Raw genomic sequence first — 19,510 nt, 5'->3', positions numbered from 1 at the left:
ATTTCTTGACGACCATAGAGCGTTGGAACCACCTGATCCCATCCCGAACTCAGCAGTGAAACGATGCATCGCCGATGGTAGTGTGGGGTTTCCCCATGTGAGAGTAGGTCATCGTCAAGATTAAATTCCGAAACCCCTATCTGCGTATGCAGGTAGGGTTTTTGTTTTTGCGCGTTAAAAAACAGGGTTGGCCGTTGCACATTGAACCGATACCGATCAAGGACCACGAAAAAGAGACACGCCTGGTCAACAAGATACTCATGGCCTGCGCCGCGTTTGTTGCCGCCAGTCGAACATTTGCGTCGAAATCCAGCACCCGCGCGGCACCGTCAAAGTGAACTGGCCAACTGAAAGTGCTGCTGCCTGCGCGACCTTTCTTCGAGACTTACTGCGATGATCCGAATCGATTCCATCTGGCTCGCCACGGAGCCGATGGATATGCGCGCGGGCACCGAGACGGCATTAGCCCGAGTGATCGCGGTGTTTGGTGCGGTGAAGGCGCACTGTGCTTACCTGTTTGCCAACCGCCGAGCCACTCGGATGAAAGTTCTGGTGCATGACGGCTTCGGGATCTGGCTGGCTGCTCGCCGGTTGAATCAAGGCAAGTTCCACTGGCCAGGGATTCGCCAAGGCACCGAAATAGAGTTGGATGCCGAGCAACTTCGGGCTTTAGTGTTGGGCCTGCCATGGCAACGCGTGGGCTCCGGCGGTGGGATCACACTGCTTTAACTGCTGCCATTAGCCTATCGATCTATCACTGCGAATTGTCAGGTCTGGCAAAATCGGCACCATGACTTCTCTTCTCGCTCTCGACCACCTGCCCCTGAACAACTGCGCGCTTTGGCGGCGCAGTTGATGCAGCGTGTCGAGACGCTCGACCATCAAGTCGACGCGCTGGGTAAGACGGTTGAGACAATGAGCAATAAGATCAACCGCGATCAAACGGTGATCGAGAAACTGACCCACGAGATCGCTCAGCTCAAGCGCTTGAAGTTTGCCAAGCGCAGCGAGCAGATGAATCCTGAGCAGGCCAGCTTGCTCGATGACCTGATCGATACCGATATCGCGGCGATTGAAGCTGAACTTCAAGCCTTGCAACCCGCTCCGTCGCTGACCGAGAAAAAGCAAAAGCCCAAACGCACTGCATTGCCGGCTGAGTTTCCACGCACGTTGATCCATCACGAGCCTGACAACACTCACTGCCCATGTGGCTGCATACTCAAGCGCATCGGTGAGGACGTTGGCGAGAAGCTGGACTACACGCCCGGCGTATTTACCGTTGAGCGCCATGTCCGTGGTAAGTGGGTATGCGATGACTGCGAAACGCTTATCCAGGCGCCGGTTCCGGCGCAGGTCATTGATAAGGGCATCCCGACCGCCGGGCTGCTTGCCCACGTCATGATCGCCAAGTTTGCCGACCATCTTCCGCTTACCGCCAGGAGTCGATTTTCGGTCGGGCTGGCTTGGCGATTCCGCACTCAACGTTGGCTCAATGGGTTGGCGTAACTGGCGTGCAGTTGCAGCCTCTGGTCGACGCGCTGCGCGACGTGGTGCTTGGGCAGCAAGTCATCCATGCTGATGAAACACCGGTGCAGATGCTCGCTCCGGGCTCGAAGAAAACTCACCGCTCTTATGTGTGGGCCTACGCCACCAGCCAGTTCTGCGAAACAGCGGCTGTCGTCTATGACTTCAGTCCCAGCCACGCTGGTGAGCATGCTCGCAACTTCCTGCAAGGCTGGAAGGGCAAGCTGGTCTGTGATGATTTTGGCGGTTACAAGGCCAGCTTCGAACTCGGCGTGACGGAGATCGGTTGCATGGCCCATGCGCGGCGTAAGTTCTTCGAATTGCATGCCACCAACAAGAGCATGCTCGCCGAGCAAGCCCTGCGCTGTATCCAGTTGCTGTACGAAATCGAAAGTGAAGTCCGCGACCTGGATCCGGATTTACGGCGCCGAATACGGCAAGAAAAAGCCGTACCGGTGATGGATAGGCTGCATGCCTGGATGATCGCGCAGCGCGATCTCGTGCCCGAAGGTTCGGCTATCAGCAGAGCGTTGGATTACAGTCTGAAACGCTGGGCAGCGCTGTTGCGCTACCTCGATGATGGAACTGTTCCCATTGATAATAATTGGGCAGAGAACCAGATCCGGCCGTGGGCTCTTGGACGCAAGAACTGGCTCTTCGCAGGGTCGCTACGCAGCGGAAAACGGGCGGCGGCGATCATGAGTTTGATCCAATCTGCGCGGCTCAACGGGCATGATCCGTATGCTTATTTGAAGGACGTTCTCACGCGTCTGCCGACGCAGCGGGAGAGTGAAATTGATCAGTTGCTGCCGCATAGGTGGACGTCGGGCTTACCCAGAACGCTCAAGAATGACGGATAAGGATCTTAAACTTCAAATAACCGACGCACCTGCACGGAATCGGCGCTTCCGCTTTGTTCAAGAGGAAGGAAGTATCGTAGTTGCCATTGTTGTGTTCTAACGGCCTCTTTGGCGACTGGTTTGACCCAAGGTGGATAAACGCGGATAGCGCGCTTACCGCCTTTACCGTTAATCGCCATGATGCCCTTTGATGCCAGTATTTTCTGGTCGAAAATAAACTGTCCGCGATGAGTTGCATCGGACACACTCACCACAACAAAGGCTACGCCATCATCGACATCGAGAGGTGCAATGATGCTGCCTGACGTCGGGCGCTTCCATATTGTGACGAACTGTCCAATCTTCGTCGGCGTTGTTTTAGCCACACGGAAGACAATGGTGTGTCCGTCGAGGCCAAAGCGGGAGGCACCATACTCGACACTCTCAGCCTCGCGTAGAGCCAGATCCGTCAATTGCATTCCCGCCGGCTTGTACACATCCTGGATAGCAGCTATCAGATCGTTCGGAATATGGCCGAGGGCCGGGTCTGCCGCGCCTGCATATTTTGTGTCTAGTTCAGTTAAATCGAATTTCAACGGGAACAACTCCTAAACGACTCATTGACCATACGACCCATTCCAGAACATATGCTACGCCCTTCGACATGCCGAAGCGGGCTGCGTGCGGTTACGTCGTGTAATTGCGCAAGGTGGGATAGCCAGCCGCTTACTCTGCTACGTCAGTGCTGGGAGGTCAGCTTTGTGCAGCCTAAGGATCAAGGTGGGGGAGATTACTGGGCGCTTACTGGATTTAATGTGCGCTTCAAATTGCGCCCACAAAAAAAGCCACCTTTGCCCTTGGGCTTAGGTGGCTTTTTTACATCAATTGCATAGGCTTGGTGCGAGCAGGCCAGCGTTGGTGAAAACAGTCTAACGCTGGTTGAACAAGCAGGAGCTAGGGAATCAGTCCCAGCTCAGCGCCCCACCAGTCTGATACTCAATAACCCGAGTCTCAAAGAAGTTCTTCTCTTTCTTCAAGTCCATGATTTCGCTCATCCACGGGAACGGGTTAGTGGTCCCTGGGTACTCTTCCTTCAAGCCAATCTGCGACAGGCGACGGTTAGCGATGAACTTGAGGTAGTCCTCCATCATCGCCGCGTTCATGCCCAGTACGCCGCGAGGCATGGTGTCGCGAGCGTATTCGATCTCCAGTTGAGTACCTTGCAGAATCATCTGCGAAGCTTCTTCTTTCATCTCGGCATCCCACAGGTGCGGGTTTTCGATTTTGATCTGGTTGATCACGTCGATGCCAAAGTTCAGGTGCATGGATTCGTCGCGCAGGATGTATTGGAACTGCTCGGCCACGCCGGTCATTTTGTTGCGGCGGCCCATGGAGAGGATCTGGGTGAAGCCGCAGTAGAAGAAGATGCCTTCCAGAACGCAGTAGTAGGCGATCAGGTTACGCAGCAACTCTTTGTCGGTTTCGACGGTGCCGGTTTCGAACTTCGGATCGGAGATCGAGCGAGTGTATTTCAGGCCCCAAGTGGCTTTTTTCGCGACCGACGGGATCTCGTGGTACATATTGAAGATTTCGCCTTCATCCATGGCCAGCGATTCGATGCAGTACTGGTAGGCGTGGGTGTGGATCGCCTCTTCGAAGGCCTGGCGCAGGATGTACTGGCGGCATTCCGGGTTGGTGATCAGGCGGTACACGGCCAAGACCAGGTTGTTGGCAACCAGGGAGTCGGCGGTGGAGAAGAAACCGAGATTGCGCATCACGATGCGGCGCTCGTCGTCGGTCAGGCCTTCCGGGTTTTTCCAGAGGGCGATGTCGGCGGTCATGTTGACTTCTTGCGGCATCCAGTGGTTTGCGCAGCCGTCCAGGTACTTCTGCCAGGCCCAGTCGTACTTGAATGGCACGAGCTGGTTGAGGTCGGCGCGGCAGTTGATCATGCGCTTTTCGTCAACGGCGACACGGGCGGAGGCGCCTTCGAGTTCGGCGAGGCCTTCAGCGACGTCGAGGGAGTCCAGGGCGGCTTTGGCGCGGGCAACGGCGGCGGAGTCAGTAGCGGTCACGGCACGGGCTTCCAGGGCGGCGGCACCGCCGGCGCTGTCGAGACGGTCCATGTTGGCTTCGGTGGCGTGGCCAGCGTTGGCGCTCTTGACTGCTACTTCCGTGTCTTCTTTGTCGAATTCGTCCCAGCTCAGCATGACGTGTCGTCTCCTGCGTGAGGGCCAGAGTGCCCGTGTGAAAATGGATAGGTTTTTTTTCACACGGCCTTACTGGCCGCGTTGGATCTAAAGGAATCGTTTTTTGCAGCAGCTATACGCAGGCATCAAACAGAATTTTGTACGGGGTTCCGAGAGCCACTGATGGGCGCAGCAAGCTTTGATCGCTTGTGCGGGGCTTCAGACTGGCTTTTCATCCCTGTAAGGGGATATTGCAGGCCCGTTTAAGGCCGCATTATAGGGAAGTTTTGCGTGCTGTGGTGCGGCGAAATGGCTCACGGATCGGTCGACGGCGGCCGTTTTTCGGTCGGAGCGAGGGTTTACAGGGCTTTGAACGACGTTGGCGGGAGAAGATTTTTTTTCTTAATTTTTTACCCCGGATTATTTTTGTTCAATAAATAACCAAAAAAGGCTTTTTTCACTACATCTTGTGTTTCGGTGGGCTTTTCTCAGGCTCCAGACACAACTAAGCCCGACCGAAGTCGGGCTATGAAGTCACGCTGGCGGATCAGCTCAGGCGAGCGGCGCCTACGTGATCGGCACCATCGGCGGCGAGGCGGGCGGCGCCAGTGTGATCAGAGCCGTCGGAAGCGAGTTTGCCTGCGCCAACGTGGTCTGCGCCATCGGCTGCGAAGGACGCCGAACCGGTGTGGTCGTAACCGTCGGAAGCGACAGAGGCTTCAGTGGTGTAAGCGGCCGAGCCAGTGCGGTCGTAACCATCGGCGGCGAAGGTGTTGGCAGCCAGGACGGAGAGGGTCAGGGCGAGAATCAGTTGGGTTTTCATGGTTGCTGCTCCAGTTTCGTAAGCGTTGTTTGTCTTGGGTTGCAGTTGATTTTACGCCTACCGTATCGATTAAAAAGCGCAAAAAAACGCTTAAAGTAATCGAATAAATCGATTGTTGGGGTTGGGTGCTTCATCTGCCTGTTCGCGGCGGGTGGGTCGAACCTTTTCGAGGGGAGGGGTGAGGCAGGGGATCAGCCGTTAGAGCAGCCATTGCCCATCATGCTGTAGCGCAGGATATGCCGTTGGCCGTGGGAGTCTTCGTATTCCATTTTCATCGGCACAACTTCACACACATTCGGCGCTTCGCTCATCGAGATAACTTTGGCGATGTCCAGATGGGTGGAGTAAGTGTATTCCTCTATTGCCGGTTGTTGCTTCGCGACATCAGTCGGGACCTCGCCGGCCATGGCGGTCAGGCACACGCTGCTGAGGGCCAGAACTAATAAAGCTTTCATTCGAATTTACCTTTTAGAGGTCGAGAGGGGGCACGCAATCCTTTTGGGATTGCGTGTGGAACTTCAGTACCAGGGTGTTTGATTAACTGCCTTCGTGGGGGCTGCAACTTGGTTAATCAGGTTGCCTTGTCGGCGTGGCTGATTTTAGGTGCGCGCGCCTCGTCCATATAGCCGTGGATTTGATAAACACTTTTGACAGATCCTGTAACAATCCCTGAATAACCTCTTCTTTTGTAGGAGCGAGCTTGCTCGCGATGAGCCAGAGAGCACCGCGGGGTGTCAGATTGGGCGCGTTATCGTTGACGACCATCGCGAGCGAGCTCGCTCCTACAGATACCGCGGCGGTAGTGGGTTTGAAGGTTTTTCACGACAATTTGTAGGGGCTTGTTACTACCATCGTCGAATGGTTCTATAGGCCCGGCCCGGCTACAACAGGGTTATACAAAAACAACTATTCCACCGAGGTAAGAAAGATGAGTGCGGCTTCCCTGTATCCCGTTCGTCCCGAGGTTCTGGCTAACACGCTGACCGACGAGGCGACCTACAAGGCCATGTACCAGCAGTCGGTCGTCAACCCGGACGGCTTCTGGCGCGAGCAAGCCAAGCGCCTCGACTGGATCAAGCCTTTCACCACGGTGAAGCAGACTTCCTTCGATGATCACCATGTCGACATCAAATGGTTCGCCGACGGCACGCTGAACGTTTCCTACAACTGCCTCGACCGTCATCTGGCCGAGCGCGGTGATCAGGTCGCGATCATCTGGGAAGGCGATGACCCTGCCGAAAGCCGCAACATCACTTACCGCGAGCTGCACGAGCAAGTGTGCAAATTCGCCAACGCCCTGCGTGGCCAGGACGTGCACCGCGGCGACGTGGTGACGATCTATATGCCGATGATCCCCGAAGCCGTGGTCGCCATGCTGGCTTGTACCCGGATCGGCGCGATTCACTCGGTGGTGTTCGGCGGCTTCTCGCCGGAAGCCCTGGCCGGTCGCATCATCGACTGCAAATCCAAGGTGGTGATCACCGCCGACGAAGGCATTCGTGCCGGCAAGAAGATCCCGCTCAAGGCCAACGTCGACGACGCGCTGACCAACCCGGAAACCAGCAGCATCCAGAAAGTCATCGTGTGCCAGCGCACCGGTGGCGACATCAAGTGGAACCAGCATCGCGACATCTGGTACGAAGACCTGATGAAAGTGGCCGGCACCGTGTGCGCGCCAAAAGAGATGGGCGCCGAAGAGGCGCTGTTCATCCTTTACACCTCGGGCTCCACCGGCAAGCCGAAGGGCGTGCAGCACACCACCGGCGGCTACCTGTTGTACGCAGCCATGACCCACGAGCGCGTGTTCGACTATCGCCCGGGTGAAATCTACTGGTGCACCGCCGACGTTGGCTGGGTCACTGGTCACAGTTACATCGTCTACGGCCCGCTGGCCAACGGCGCGACCACGCTGCTGTTCGAAGGCGTGCCGAACTACCCGGACATCACCCGGGTGGCGAAGATCGTCGACAAGCACAAGGTCAACATCCTCTACACCGCACCGACCGCGATCCGCGCCATGATGGCCTCGGGCACTGCGGCGGTCGAAGGTGCTGACGGCAGCAGCTTGCGTCTGCTCGGTTCGGTGGGTGAGCCGATCAATCCGGAAGCCTGGGACTGGTACTACAAGAATGTCGGCAAGTCCCGCTGCCCGATCGTCGACACCTGGTGGCAGACCGAAACCGGCGGCAACATGATGAGTCCGCTGCCGGGTGCTCACGCGCTCAAGCCAGGCTCTGCGGCGCGTCCGTTCTTCGGCGTGGTGCCGGCCCTGGTGGACAACCTGGGCAACATCATCGAAGGCGAGGCCGAGGGCAACCTGGTGATTCTCGACTCGTGGCCGGGCCAGGCGCGTACGCTGTTTGGTGACCATGATCGATTCGTCGACACCTACTTCAAGACCTTCCGCGGCATGTACTTCACCGGTGACGGCGCCCGTCGCGATGCCGATGGTTACTACTGGATCACCGGTCGCGTGGACGACGTGCTCAACGTGTCCGGCCACCGCATGGGCACCGCCGAGATCGAAAGCGCGATGGTCGCCCACCCGAAAGTCGCCGAAGCGGCGGTGGTCGGTGTACCGCACGACATCAAGGGGCAGGGCATCTATGTCTATGTCACCCTGAAAAATGGTGAAGAGCCGAACGAGCAACTGCGCCTGGAACTGAAAAACTGGGTGCGCAAGGAGATTGGTCCGATTGCTTCGCCGGATGTCATCCAGTGGGCGCCGGGGCTGCCGAAGACCCGTTCGGGCAAGATCATGCGCCGGATTCTGCGCAAGATTGCTACCGCTGAATATGATGGGTTGGGGGATATCTCCACCCTGGCTGACCCGAGTGTGGTGCAGCATTTGATTGATACGCACAAGACCATGAACGTCGCTTAAACGGCGGTAGTGAGTCACTGAGAGCCCTGTCAGGTGTTGAGCCTGGCAGGGCTTTTTTGTACCTGGGGTTTTTGTGTTGGCTGGGCTGGCCTCTTCGCGGGCAAGCCCGCTCCCACAGGGGATCTCCAGTGGATGCAAATTGTGTAGTCCACACAAAATCAGTGTGGGAGCGGGCTTGCTCGCGAAGGTGGTCTACCCTGCGTCGAAGCAACATCTACCAATAAATATCGGGTTCCTCTGTCGGCGTTTTCCTACTGTTACCTGAGATCTTTCAGGTTACTTAATGTGTAACCGCATTGCGTCAATACGGGGTATTGGGAAACGCCAGGGTCCGTATTCGGGCCTAAAAACCACCGCTGAAAAATAAGACTCCACGCTACGCTTGCCGGATTAGAAGGGTTTGCCAATAATAGGCCCGCAAATTGCAACATAGATCGGTTCAATGTCTTTTGCTCTCGCATGATTTTGCGGGGCTGTCAACGTGCTAAAACGGCTTTCTCGGTGCTTCTGTAATTAGTTGTCGCATTGAAGAAATATCGGCCTCGGGCCTGTCGTTAGAATGCCGATCAATCGCTCGTCGTTGCCCGTGTTGAATTTCAACACCCGCTTCCTAGGACGCAGCACTGCTTTCTGGTTCCACTCATTCGCATATTGGGCTGTTGCTCACTCTGCCGTTTTTGCCCTTTACCGATGGAGTCCCAAGATGAAGAAACTCGTGCTGCTTGGCGCCCTGGCACTGTCCGTGCTGTCCCTGCCAACCTTCGCCGATGAAAAACCTCTGAAAATTGGTATCGAGGCGGCTTACCCTCCGTTCGCGTCCAAAGCACCGGACGGCAGCATCGTTGGTTTCGACTACGACATCGGCAACGCTTTGTGCGAAGAGATGAAGGTCAAGTGCGTATGGGTCGAGCAAGAGTTCGACGGCCTGATCCCGGCACTGAAAGTGCGCAAGATCGACGCGATCCTGTCGTCCATGTCGATCACTGAAGATCGCAAGAAGTCCGTGGACTTCACCAACAAGTACTACAACACCCCGGCTCGCCTGGTCATGAAGGCCGGCACCCAGGTCAGCGAAGGCCTGACCGAGCTCAAGGGCAAGAACATCGGCGTGCAACGTGGTTCGATCCACGAGCGTTTCGCCCGCGAAGTCCTGGCCCCGCTGGGTGCCGAGATCAAGCCTTACGGTTCGCAGAACGAAATTTACCTCGACGTGGCCGCCGGCCGCCTCGACGGTACCGTGGCAGACGCTACGCTTCTGGATGACGGCTTCCTGAAAACCGACGCCGGTAAAGGTTTCGCATTCGTCGGCCCTGCGTTCACCGACGTCAAATACTTCGGCGATGGCGTAGGTATCGCGGTTCGCAAGGGTGACAAGGCTGAGCTGGACAAGCTCAACGCCGCCATCGCCGCCATTCGCGAGAACGGCAAGTACAAGCAAATCCAGGACAAATACTTCGCCTTCGATATCTACGGCAAGTAACACGTCCAAGCGACAAGTCAGAAATGGCGCAAGCAACAGGATCTCTGAGGTTTGCGCCATTTTTTCATCCTAACTTTCGAGGACCTGAATCATGTTGAAAGGCTACGGGGCTGTCATCCTCGATGGCGCTTGGTTGACGCTTCAGCTCGCCTTGTCGTCCATGGCCCTGGCCATTGTTCTGGGCCTGATCGGCGTGGCACTGCGCCTGTCGCCGGTACGCTGGCTGGCCTGGCTGGGCGATCTGTACTCCACGGTGATCCGCGGTATTCCCGACCTGGTATTGATCCTGCTGATTTTCTACGGTGGTCAGGACCTGCTCAACCGCGTCGCACCGCTGCTCGGTTTTGACGAATACATCGACCTGAACCCGTTGGCCGCCGGTATCGGCACCCTGGGCTTCATCTTCGGTGCGTACCTGTCGGAAACCTTCCGTGGTGCCTTCATGGCGATCCCCAAAGGTCAGGCCGAAGCCGGCATGGCCTACGGCATGAGCAGTTTCCAGGTGTTCTTCCGGGTGTTGGTGCCGCAGATGATTCGTCTGGCGATTCCGGGCTTCACCAACAACTGGCTGGTTCTGACCAAGGCCACCGCGCTGATTTCGGTGGTGGGTCTGCAAGACATGATGTTCAAGGCCAAGCAGGCGGCTGATGCCACCCGCGAGCCTTTCACCTTCTTCCTCGCAGTGGCGGCGATGTACCTGGTGATCACCAGTGTGTCGTTGCTGGCATTGCGTCACCTTGAGAAGCGCTACTCGGTAGGCGTAAGGGCGGCTGATCTATGATCTTCGACTACAACGTCATTTGGGAGGCCTTGCCGCTGTACTTTGGCGGCCTGGTGACCACCCTCAAACTGCTCGCGCTGTCGCTGTTCTTCGGCTTGTTGTGTGCGTTGCCGCTGGGCTTGATGCGCGTCTCGAAAAACACCGTTGTCAACATGTCGGCCTGGCTCTACACCTATGTGATCCGTGGCACGCCGATGCTGGTGCAACTGTTCTTGATCTACTACGGTCTGGCGCAGTTCGAAGCCGTACGTGAAAGCTTCCTCTGGCCGTGGCTGTCCAGCGCGACGTTCTGTGCGTGCCTGGCGTTCGCGATCAACACCAGCGCCTACACCGCCGAAATCATCGCGGGCAGCCTGCGGGCCACGCCGAACGGCGAGATCGAAGCGGCCAAGGCCATGGGCATGTCGCGCTTCAAGATGTACAAGCGCATCCTGCTGCCGTCGGCCTTGCGCCGGGCGCTGCCGCAGTACAGCAACGAAGTGATCATGATGCTGCAGACCACCAGCCTGGCGTCCATCGTGACCCTGATCGACATCACCGGTGCCGCGCGCACGGTCAACGCCCAGTTCTACCTGCCGTTCGAGGCCTACATCACCGCCGGCGTGTTCTACCTGTGCCTGACCTTCATTCTGGTCAAACTGTTCAAGATGGCCGAACGCCGCTGGCTGGGCTACCTGGCCCCGCGGAAGCACTGATATGGAACGCATCGATCATGCTTTGCCGTGGAGTCACCTGGGCAGCGAGCGCCATATTTCGGTGTTCTCTTTCGGCAATAGGGAGCGCAGTGGCGAGCGCAAGGCCTACATCCAGGCCAGCCTGCACGCCGATGAACTGCCGGGCATGCGCACGGCGTTCGAGCTGAAAAAACGCTTGGCCGAACTCGAAGCCCAGGGCTTGATCAACGGTGTGATCGAACTGGTGCCGGTGGCCAATCCACTGGGCCTCGGTCAACTGTTGCAGGGCAATCATCAAGGGCGTTTCGAGGCGGGCAGCGGCAAGAACTTCAACCGCGACTTCGTCGAGTTGAGCGCTCCGGTTGCTGCGGCATTGGCAGATAGCCTGGGTGATGATCCGCACGCCAACATTCGCCTGATCCGTCAGGCGATGGCCGATCATCTGGCGGCTTTGCCAGAGGCGAGCAGCCAGTTGCAGGGTATGCAGCGCGTTCTGCTCAGCCACGCCTGCACCGCCGATGTGGTGCTGGACCTGCATTGCGATGCCGAGGCGGCGCTGCACATGTACGCCTTGCCGCAACACTGGCCGCAGTGGCGCTCGCTGTCCGCGCACCTGAACGTGCGGGTTGGTTTGCTGGCGGAAGATTCCGGCGGCAGTTCGTTCGACGAAGCCTGTTCGTTGCCGTGGTTGCGTCTGTCGCGTCTGTTCCCGGATGCCCGGATTCCGCTGGCCTGTCTGGCGACTACCATTGAACTGGGCGGTCAGGCCGACACCGGTCGCGCCGAAGCCTGCGCCCACGCCGAAGGCATTCTGGCGTTCCTCGCCGAGCAAGGCTTGATCGGCGGTGAGTGGCCAAAACCTGCGCAAGATCATTGCGAAGGCATGCCGTTCGAAGGCACTGAGTTGTTGTTGGCACCACACCCGGGTGTGGTGAGTTTCCTGCGTAAACCCGGTGAATGGGTTGAAGCCGGCGACGAGATTTTTGAAGTGATCGATCCGTTGGCGGATCGGGTCAGCACGGTGTGTGCTGGTACGTCCGGGGTGCTGTTTGCCATTGAACGGCTGCGTTATGCCCAACCCGGTTTCTGGCTGGCCAAGGTGGCGGGGCGCGAAGCGCTACGTCACGGGCGCTTGCTCAACGACTGACTGACTGTTTTTGTGAGAACCGACCGCATGTACAAACTTGAAGTCCAAGACCTGCATAAACGCTATGGCAGTCACGAAGTGCTCAAGGGCGTGTCCCTGAAAGCGGCAGCCGGCGATGTGATCAGCATCATCGGCTCCAGTGGCTCCGGCAAAAGTACCTTCCTGCGCTGCATCAACCTGCTGGAGCAGCCGCACGCGGGCAAGATCCTGCTCAACAACGAAGAGTTGAAGCTGGTGGCGAACAAGGACGGCGCGCTGAAGGCGGCCGACCCGAAACAGCTGCAACGCATGCGTTCGCGCCTGTCGATGGTGTTCCAGCATTTCAACCTGTGGTCGCACATGACTGCGCTGGAAAACATCATGGAGGCGCCGGTGCACGTGCTCGGCGTATCCAAGGCTGAAGCGCGCGAAAAAGCCGAGCATTACCTGAACAAGGTAGGCGTGGCCCATCGCAAGGACGCTTACCCTGGCCACATGTCCGGCGGCGAGCAGCAACGCGTGGCGATTGCCCGTGCGCTGGCGATGGAACCGGAAGTCATGCTGTTCGACGAACCGACCTCGGCCCTCGACCCGGAGCTGGTTGGCGACGTGTTGAAAGTCATGCAGGCCCTGGCCCAGGAAGGCCGGACCATGGTCGTGGTGACCCACGAAATGGGCTTCGCCCGTGAAGTGTCGAACCAGTTGGTGTTCCTGCACAAAGGTGTGGTCGAAGAAAGCGGCAACCCGCGCGAAGTGCTGGTGAACCCGCAATCCGAGCGTCTGCAGCAATTCCTCTCGGGTAGCCTGAAGTAATCAGAAGTGCCGTTGTGCACCGGGATAGTGCATGCTTCGCAGTCTAAAGGCTGGCCGCGATTCCTTGAAGGAGCCGGCTTGCTGGCGATGGCGGTATGTCTGTGCCAGATATGCAAACTGACCCACCGCTATCGCCAGCAAGCCGGCTCCTACGGGTTTGATCGTTGCTGGTTTTGAGATTTGCGTTCATTTACGGGCTAGCATTGGCCCATGCCTTCATCACTGTTCTTCGCTTCGGATCGCTCGCCCATGACTGCCCATCGAATTGGTTTCCTGATTTGGCCCAGCACTAAAGCACTGACGCTTGCGCTGGCTGAGGAGGCCTTGCGTGTTGCCCAGCGTGTGCATCCGGACGTGGTTTACGAATTGTCATTCCTGCAGGCCGAACCTGCGACCGAAAGTGCCTGGCAATTGCCGGGTGAGGCGTGGGCTGGCAAGCTCGAAAACTTCCAGAAACTGTTCCTGCTCGCTGACGAACCACCGACCGCACTGGCGCCGGCGCTCAGCAGTGCGCTCAAGCAACTGGTGCGTTCCGGTTGCGTCATCGGCGGCCTGTCGGCCGGTGTGTACCCGTTGGCGCAACTGGGTTTGCTCGACGGTTATCGCGCGGCCGTGCATTGGCGCTGGCAGGACGATTTCGCCGAGCGCTTTCCGAAAGTCATCGCCACCAGCCATCTGTTCGACTGGGATCGCGATCGCCTGACCGCGTGCGGAGGCATGTCGGTGCTCGACTTGTTGCTGGCGGTGCTGGCCCGCGACCACGGTGCGGAACTGGCCGGTGCGGTATCCGAAGAACTGGTGGTCGAGCGCATCCGCGAGGGTGGCGAACGCCAACGTATTCCGTTGCAGAATCGCCTCGGCTCCAGCCATCCGAAGCTCACTCAAGCCGTGTTGCTGATGGAAGCCAACATCGAAGAGCCGCTGACCACCGACGAAATCGCCCAGCACGTGTGCGTATCCCGTCGGCAATTGGAGCGAATCTTCAAGCAATACCTCAACCGTGTACCGAGCCAGTACTACCTGGAGCTGCGCCTGAACAAGGCTCGGCAGATGTTGATGCAAACCAGCAAGTCGATCATTCAGATCGGCCTGTCCTGCGGCTTCTCCTCGGGGCCACACTTCTCCAGCGCCTATCGCAATTTCTTCGGTGCCACGCCGCGGGAAGATCGTAACCAGCGGCGCAGCAGCAGTCCGTTCGAATTGTCTTCGGTGCCGCCGGAGCGCGGTTGATCCGCGCCTGACAGCCTTATTCGTCCGGGTCTGATTCCCCGGAAGATGACACCTCCAACTCTGCGCGCTCTATCACGGCGGCAACCCCGAAGTCGACGTTGGTCAACCTGAAATACTCAATCAGGATATTCAAACTGGCTTCGTCAAATGGATTGTCGCGCAGGCTGATGCTTTCGGCGGCCTCCATCGGCAGCTCGAGAATGTCGGTGGGTATCCGGGTGATCGCGTTGCCGCTCAGATCGGCTGATTCCAGACTTTTGAGTTGCAACAGGCCGGCAGGCAGTTCGGTGATTGTGCCGTTGTCCAGTTGCAGTGTGGCCAGCTCGGTCATCTGACTGACATCCGGTGCGAGCCCCAACGGATTGTTACTCAAATCCAGGAAATCCAGGTGAGTCATCTCGGACAGGCTCAGAACGCTCTGTGCAGTGAGGGTGATGCTGCAGTCGGGGAGGTTCAACGAAGTCAGTTCGCCCATGCGGAAAATCGCGTCAGGGATATCGCCGAGGTGAAAATCGCGGATGCTGAGGGTCTTGAGTTTCGGGAAGCGTTCCAGGAACGGGCTGACGCCTGTGGGCATGCCGCTTTCGCTATTCAGATAAACCATTGTGACATGGCTGAAATCTGCGCTCAGTGTTGGAAGATCTCCGCTGATGTGGGTGTCCAGGCTCAGGTCGTAGCCCGGTTGCAGTAAGTCACTGAAACCTTCCGGTTCTGTCTCTCGCCGCCAGCAGCGCAGCACGAACTGTTTGAATTCATCTCGGGCCCAATGCTCGTTCAGCAGTTGCTGTGCGTTGAAAGGTTGTTGGGTGACAGGATGGAGGGCGGGAATATCGGCGGTCCAGGCGGCGAGTTCATTTTCCAGGGTGACAAGCTCGGCTTCCAGACGACTCAGTTCGGCTCGCCCCTCGTCCAGCGTTCCCGGCAGCGAGTACATGAATTTGCTCGCCTCCTCCTGGTCCATCATCGGATAAAGCGATTGCGCGCGTCGCAGGTCTGCTGCATCGGCAAAGATACTGAAGTCCTGACGTGTCGCCTGGTAGTGCCGCTTGAGGCGTTCGCGGGTTGCGCTCGAAAGCGGGTTATTGCCCAGGTCGAAGCCTTCCTGTGTTCCGGGTGGAAGTGAGAAAAGAGCCGCGGGCAATTCTTCGATTCTATTGTCATTGAACAGTGCGGTACGCAGGCGCGGGCGATTCAACACATCCTTGGGTAGCTCAGGGATGCCCGTATGTGAGAGGTCGATGTAATTCAGGCTGGGCATGTTAGCGACGTCCGGCACCAGGCCCAGCGGATTGTTATACATATCCAGTGTGGTCATTTGATGTTGCCCGGCGAGCGCGGCGTGGGACTCGGGGCTGAGGCTGATCGCGCAATCGCTGAGAATCAGCTCCTCAAGTTGTAGCTGTGCGAGAACGTCCGGAATCCGACCCAAGTTGAAATAACGCAATCTCAGGGCGCGCAATGCGGTAAACCCGCGCAAAAACGACTGCGTGCCCCGTGTGGCGCCACAGCCATCCAGTGTCAGCGATTGAACGCGGCTGAAGTCGGCCCTTAGCGTTGGCAGTTCGCCAATAATCGGTTGGAAGAAATTGAAGTCGGTCGTGGCGAATCCGGTCTGCGTGGGTACCCATTGCTGCCGCCAGCACGCCATCAGATCGTTCATGAATTGCTTTCGAGTTTGCGTCTGGGTAGTGAGCTGTTCAGTCGTGAGCCTGCTTTGGGTATCGGGAAGCCGTGGCGGAATATCGTTGCACCAGGAATTCAGGGTGTCGTACAGCCGCGAATGTTCAACCATGAGTCGGTTCAATTCTGCCCGAGGTCCTGCCGGGTGTTGTTGCAGGCGCTCGACAAACGCGTCGAGTTCCTCGGCCGACAGTTGCGGGAACAAGGACTGGACGCGGGCTTGCAGTCTGGGCGTATGAGTGGGCATGTGCCGGTACCCATCGACGCCGCCCAACAGCCGCATGACCTTCGGATCGTAGGCTGGCTTTAGATTGGCGTGTTGAGCCAGCAATGTGCGCAGTGCGTCGCGGTCAAGGATGTGTTGGCGAATCAGCTGTTTGAGCCGTGCATCGTCGCCGATCTGGATGTTCAGCGCCGTGCGTTCGCTGTCGGGCAGCGCCTGCAATAGGCCAGTGAAGAATGTGGTCGAACTGCTGAGTTCTTCTGCGGCATGATCGAACGCCTGATAGGCGCCGTCTTCGCTGAGCACCAGTATTTTGCGAACGCTGGCGTCGGCGCTGCCCACGCTGTCGATCAAGCGCCCGTCAGCGCTGTAGTGACGAATTTCCAGGCGCAGTTGTCCGCTCCAGCCTGGCAGGTTTTCCAGTGAGTGCAGGGCCAGGCAATCGGTGTCGATGTTGTCCTCGGTCGACGGCAACTCGAGCCCTTCATAGGCGCGCGTCACGCGTACTTGCAACCTGGCCTCCTTGCACAGCTCCGTCAGTCGTGGCAAAACTTTCCCGTTCTTGAGTTGCTGCTGTTCCACGTCGTTGGCCGTTGCTGCAATCGCTTCTGCGATTGTCCTTGGCAAGCCGGGTTCGGCGTCCATGAGGATTTGTACCGCTGCAGGGGCACCCCGCTCCAGTCTGCGGTAGCGCTGATCGAACAGGCTCTGGTGTTTGCGTTGGGCGAGTCGCGCCAGTGTTTGGCGCAGGCTGCGCGTACGACTTTCGAGGCGAGGGGAGGGCAGGCCGAACTCTTCGCCCATCAAGGTGCTTGCTTCTTCATCCGACAGGGCCAGCAGGAAGGTTTTGAGCAGGTCGCCGTTGTTGAGCTGCGTGACATCGATTGGCACGCGCGGCACATCCGGTGCGGGACTTTGCCAAAGTGTCTGGCCATGCGCATCCATCAGTCGCAGGCCTTTGGTTTGCGGCCAGTAGCCGTTGTCGTTGAGCAATTCGAGCTGGGTGACGGGGTCGGCCTCCAGGTACATCTCCGGTCGATCGCTACCCATTTGCTCGATGAAGGTTTGAATGTCTTGGTTGATCTTGAAGCGCTTGAGCGTGTCAGCCAGAAGCGGTGGCACTTGTCCTGTATTGACATGCATCTTGCGCAGGACGTTTTCGTGGGTGCCGCTGATCGTCAGCATGCGTTCGCGTTCACCCTCGGAAAAACGCAGCATGTCCGGCCCGGCACGTCGCAGTACGGTAGCCTGGTCCCAGGTCAGGGGCTGGTCGAGCTCGGTTTGCCACGCGCCGGCGCCGTTGTGTTTAACCGCCGGTTTGTAGGCGTCAGCGCGGCTCGGATGGTCGATGCGATGCTCCCCCGTCACTGGATGCTCACTGACGGTGTAGTGTTTGTTTTCCAGGGCGAGCAGGGTTTTGCCCTGATGACGGTGCAACCCGAGGGCATCCGGTTTCGATTCGTCGGGGAGAACGGCGGGAACCTCATAGGCGCTGAGGTCGGGTTGCCAGTAGCGGGTTTGGCCGCTCGGTCGCTTCACCGAGTTGAAGCCGTCGATGAACTCGACGATTTCCCTGGGCAGAGCCGCGCGAAACTCTCCCACGGCTATCACGCCACCGGCCACAAAGGTGCCCAGTTGCACGGCGGACTCAACGACGCCCATCAAGTGCCCGAAAGCTTCGCGGCTTTGGCCTTCGGCCCAGTCGACGACGCTTTCGAACGTTTCGTCGAGCAACTGGTAAGCCATGTAGCCGAGCATCAACTCACCCAGGAACGGCACGAATGGCAGGGCTATGAAGGCCGCAATGTTCAGCAGGGTCGAGGCGATTTCGGTGAACGAATCCCAGAGTGCCCAACGGGCTTTCTGGTCGACCGTTGCGGTAGATACCGCAATGACCCGGGCATCGTTGAGAATCTTGTTGAGCCTGGACTGGTACAGATGGAGCCACAGATCGCCATTGATCGGCATTGAGGCGATACGCAAGTCGACGCGCTGGTTGGGCTGCTCGCGCCAGGTCGGGCGTGCATCGCCCGGCTGAACCGGCTGCCAGGTGATGGGCGCAAGCTGGGTATTTAATTGTGCGAAGAAGTGCCCGCGATCCTCATGGTCGATGAAACGGCTGAAAAACTGTTGATAGGCGGGTACACGCAGACGTCGGCTCAATTCCTCGGCGAATGCGGAGGACGATGGATATTCCTTGATTGGATGTTCGGGGTCGTCAGGAATATAGGCCACCACCCGGGCTATCTCGCGTGCGCTCTCAAGGTCCGGGGCAAACAATAGAATGCCGGTCAAACGAACATTCATGATTGTCAGCTCATGGCTGCGCCAGGGCTGGCCGCGCAAACGCAGGTACGGCAGGTTGTCCAGCAGGCCAAGAATCAGTCGGTGGGCATCGCTGCCCAGCAGCTTTTGCATCTGCGCCATGTGCAGCGCGGCCGTCAGCGCGGTTTTCTGGCTGTCATGGACTTTCGGTTGCAGCAGTGCCGCGGCCACTGGGTTGCTGATGCCCAGATTGTCCTCCAGATACTCTTTATAGCGTTGGCCAATATCCAGATCGCGGCACAGGCGGGTGAATGCCGCGATGGGCATCTTTTCCAGGACTAGCGGCAAGGTTTGGAATTGTCCGTTGGTAGAGGGCTGCGTGATGTAAGCCGAAACGGGTTCGAAGGCGTCAGGTTCGGTTTCAGCGCTTTCGAAGTTGTGCAGCACCGCGTCCAGCAGCGATACCGTCCAGATGCGCGCGGCCCCTGATTTCAGGCGCAACCAGGGGATGTGGGCGGGAATGTACAGGCGAAGGAAGGTTTTGCGGACGTCCAGCTCCAGGCTGAAACGGGTCTTGAGCGCAGCGTTCAGTAGCGGTTCGGCGAAGTCAGCCGGATTCTGCAGATTTGCCATCATCTGATCGACCCGGTTCTGGCTTGTCATATGGCGGGTAATCAGTTTGCCCAGTTCTGCGTGCTGATGGGGTGGGGCGTCCTTGAGGCTGGCCGGTGTGCCTGGCGTACTGTTGCTCAGTGCTTCACGCCGTTGGGGTGTCGCTTGGCGCAGCCAGGACGGAATGGCATGGATCAGATGCTGATAGTGAGTGTCCGGCCTGAAAGCATCGGAAGAAATGGTGTTCTGTGAGGTCGTCATGCGGTCAAGGAGATCTTCGAGGTTTGATAAGGCCTCTAGGAAACCCCGCCAGCCTGGACGGTGTGCGGTACATATTTACCGCATCAGTCCAGTCGCCGTGAGCTAC

At 58.1% G+C, this 19,510-nt stretch carries 13 protein-coding genes, 1 rRNA gene and 1 pseudogene; 10 read left to right on the top strand and 5 right to left on the bottom strand.

Translation table 11 applies throughout. The features are described 5' to 3' along the window. Positions 1-4: 4 nt before the first annotated feature. From rrf to tnpC, 3 genes and pseudogenes are all read left to right on the top strand, one after another. Positions 5-120, top strand: a 5S ribosomal RNA gene (gene rrf, locus B0D71_RS29070). 273 nt (positions 121-393) lie between these two features. Further along, on the top strand, positions 394-729 hold the full coding sequence (gene tnpB / locus B0D71_RS32010; protein WP_133160966.1) for an IS66 family insertion sequence element accessory protein TnpB: 336 nt from the start codon (positions 394-396) through the stop codon (positions 727-729). A gap of 61 nt (positions 730-790) precedes the next feature. Continuing rightward, positions 791-2,384 (top strand): annotated as a pseudogene (tnpC, locus tag B0D71_RS29055) (IS66 family transposase). 5 nt (positions 2,385-2,389) lie between these two features. Here tnpC and B0D71_RS29050 read toward each other — a convergent pair. The 4 genes from B0D71_RS29050 to B0D71_RS29035 all read right to left on the bottom strand — a co-directional run bounded on the left by B0D71_RS29050 (position 2,390) and on the right by B0D71_RS29035 (position 5,830). Next, on the bottom strand, positions 2,390-2,959 hold the full coding sequence (locus B0D71_RS29050) for a MepB family protein (RefSeq protein ID WP_103397767.1): 570 nt from the start codon (positions 2,957-2,959) through the stop codon (positions 2,390-2,392). Positions 2,960-3,325: 366 nt separating this feature from the next. Next, positions 3,326-4,573, bottom strand: coding sequence for a ribonucleotide-diphosphate reductase subunit beta (locus B0D71_RS29045; RefSeq protein WP_057713602.1), 1,248 nt, complete (start codon positions 4,571-4,573; stop codon positions 3,326-3,328). A 526-nt stretch (positions 4,574-5,099) separates the two neighbouring features. Next, complete coding sequence (locus B0D71_RS29040; protein WP_103397766.1) at positions 5,100-5,375, bottom strand: hypothetical protein; 276 nt, start codon at positions 5,373-5,375, stop codon at positions 5,100-5,102. A gap of 191 nt (positions 5,376-5,566) precedes the next feature. Continuing rightward, positions 5,567-5,830, bottom strand: a complete 264-nt coding sequence (locus tag B0D71_RS29035; protein ID WP_103397765.1) for a DUF2790 domain-containing protein — start codon at positions 5,828-5,830, stop codon at positions 5,567-5,569. A gap of 473 nt (positions 5,831-6,303) precedes the next feature. Between B0D71_RS29035 and acs the strand changes: the two genes are divergently transcribed. From acs to argR, 7 genes are all read left to right on the top strand, one after another. Continuing rightward, positions 6,304-8,259: an acetate--CoA ligase gene (acs, locus tag B0D71_RS29025; protein WP_103397763.1), complete on the top strand. Its 1,956-nt coding sequence runs from the start codon at positions 6,304-6,306 to the stop codon at positions 8,257-8,259. 703 nt (positions 8,260-8,962) lie between these two features. Then, entirely contained in the window at positions 8,963-9,739 is a 777-nt protein-coding gene (locus B0D71_RS29020; protein WP_103397762.1) for an ABC transporter substrate-binding protein, read from the top strand. Between the two features lie 91 nt (positions 9,740-9,830). Then, positions 9,831-10,520 (top strand): ABC transporter permease, encoded by a 690-nt coding sequence (locus B0D71_RS29015; RefSeq protein WP_047532379.1) that lies wholly within the window; start codon positions 9,831-9,833, stop codon positions 10,518-10,520. Further along, positions 10,517-11,215: an ABC transporter permease gene (locus B0D71_RS29010; RefSeq protein ID WP_103397761.1), complete on the top strand. Its 699-nt coding sequence runs from the start codon at positions 10,517-10,519 to the stop codon at positions 11,213-11,215. Before B0D71_RS29015 ends, B0D71_RS29010 begins: the two co-directional genes overlap by 4 nt. Position 11,216: 1 nt before the next feature. Continuing rightward, a complete protein-coding gene (locus B0D71_RS29005) occupies positions 11,217-12,341 on the top strand; it encodes a M14 family metallopeptidase (protein WP_103397760.1) in 1,125 nt (374 codons plus the stop codon). Positions 12,342-12,368: 27 nt separating this feature from the next. Then, a complete protein-coding gene (locus B0D71_RS29000) occupies positions 12,369-13,133 on the top strand; it encodes an ABC transporter ATP-binding protein (RefSeq protein ID WP_007971015.1) in 765 nt (254 codons plus the stop codon). 249 nt (positions 13,134-13,382) lie between these two features. Continuing rightward, positions 13,383-14,363, top strand: coding sequence for a transcriptional regulator ArgR (gene argR, locus B0D71_RS28995; protein WP_103397759.1), 981 nt, complete (start codon positions 13,383-13,385; stop codon positions 14,361-14,363). 16 nt (positions 14,364-14,379) lie between these two features. Here argR and B0D71_RS28990 read toward each other — a convergent pair whose 3' ends face one another. Beyond that, positions 14,380-19,404: a dermonecrotic toxin domain-containing protein gene (locus B0D71_RS28990; protein ID WP_103397758.1), complete on the bottom strand. Its 5,025-nt coding sequence runs from the start codon at positions 19,402-19,404 to the stop codon at positions 14,380-14,382. Positions 19,405-19,510 lie beyond the last annotated feature (106 nt).

Source organism: Pseudomonas laurylsulfativorans (assembly GCF_002906155.1).
Taxonomy (GTDB): domain Bacteria; phylum Pseudomonadota; class Gammaproteobacteria; order Pseudomonadales; family Pseudomonadaceae; genus Aquipseudomonas; species Aquipseudomonas laurylsulfativorans.
Note: the sequence above shows the minus strand (reverse complement) of the source record. Positions and strands in the feature narration are given on the sequence as shown.

Coding starts and splice junctions, on each gene's coding strand:
- B0D71_RS29010 (WP_103397761.1), top strand. CDS start 10,517: ATGATCTTCGACTACAACGTCATTTGGGAGGCCTTGCCGCTGTACTTT.
- B0D71_RS29040 (WP_103397766.1), bottom strand. CDS start 5,375: ATGAAAACCCAACTGATTCTCGCCCTGACCCTCTCCGTCCTGGCTGCC.
- B0D71_RS28990 (WP_103397758.1), bottom strand. CDS start 19,404: ATGACGACCTCACAGAACACCATTTCTTCCGATGCTTTCAGGCCGGAC.
- acs (WP_103397763.1), top strand. CDS start 6,304: ATGAGTGCGGCTTCCCTGTATCCCGTTCGTCCCGAGGTTCTGGCTAAC.
- tnpB (WP_133160966.1), top strand. CDS start 394: ATGATCCGAATCGATTCCATCTGGCTCGCCACGGAGCCGATGGATATG.
- B0D71_RS29005 (WP_103397760.1), top strand. CDS start 11,217: ATGGAACGCATCGATCATGCTTTGCCGTGGAGTCACCTGGGCAGCGAG.
- B0D71_RS29000 (WP_007971015.1), top strand. CDS start 12,369: ATGTACAAACTTGAAGTCCAAGACCTGCATAAACGCTATGGCAGTCAC.
- argR (WP_103397759.1), top strand. CDS start 13,383: ATGACTGCCCATCGAATTGGTTTCCTGATTTGGCCCAGCACTAAAGCA.
- B0D71_RS29020 (WP_103397762.1), top strand. CDS start 8,963: ATGAAGAAACTCGTGCTGCTTGGCGCCCTGGCACTGTCCGTGCTGTCC.
- B0D71_RS29035 (WP_103397765.1), bottom strand. CDS start 5,830: ATGAAAGCTTTATTAGTTCTGGCCCTCAGCAGCGTGTGCCTGACCGCC.
- B0D71_RS29045 (WP_057713602.1), bottom strand. CDS start 4,573: ATGCTGAGCTGGGACGAATTCGACAAAGAAGACACGGAAGTAGCAGTC.
- B0D71_RS29015 (WP_047532379.1), top strand. CDS start 9,831: ATGTTGAAAGGCTACGGGGCTGTCATCCTCGATGGCGCTTGGTTGACG.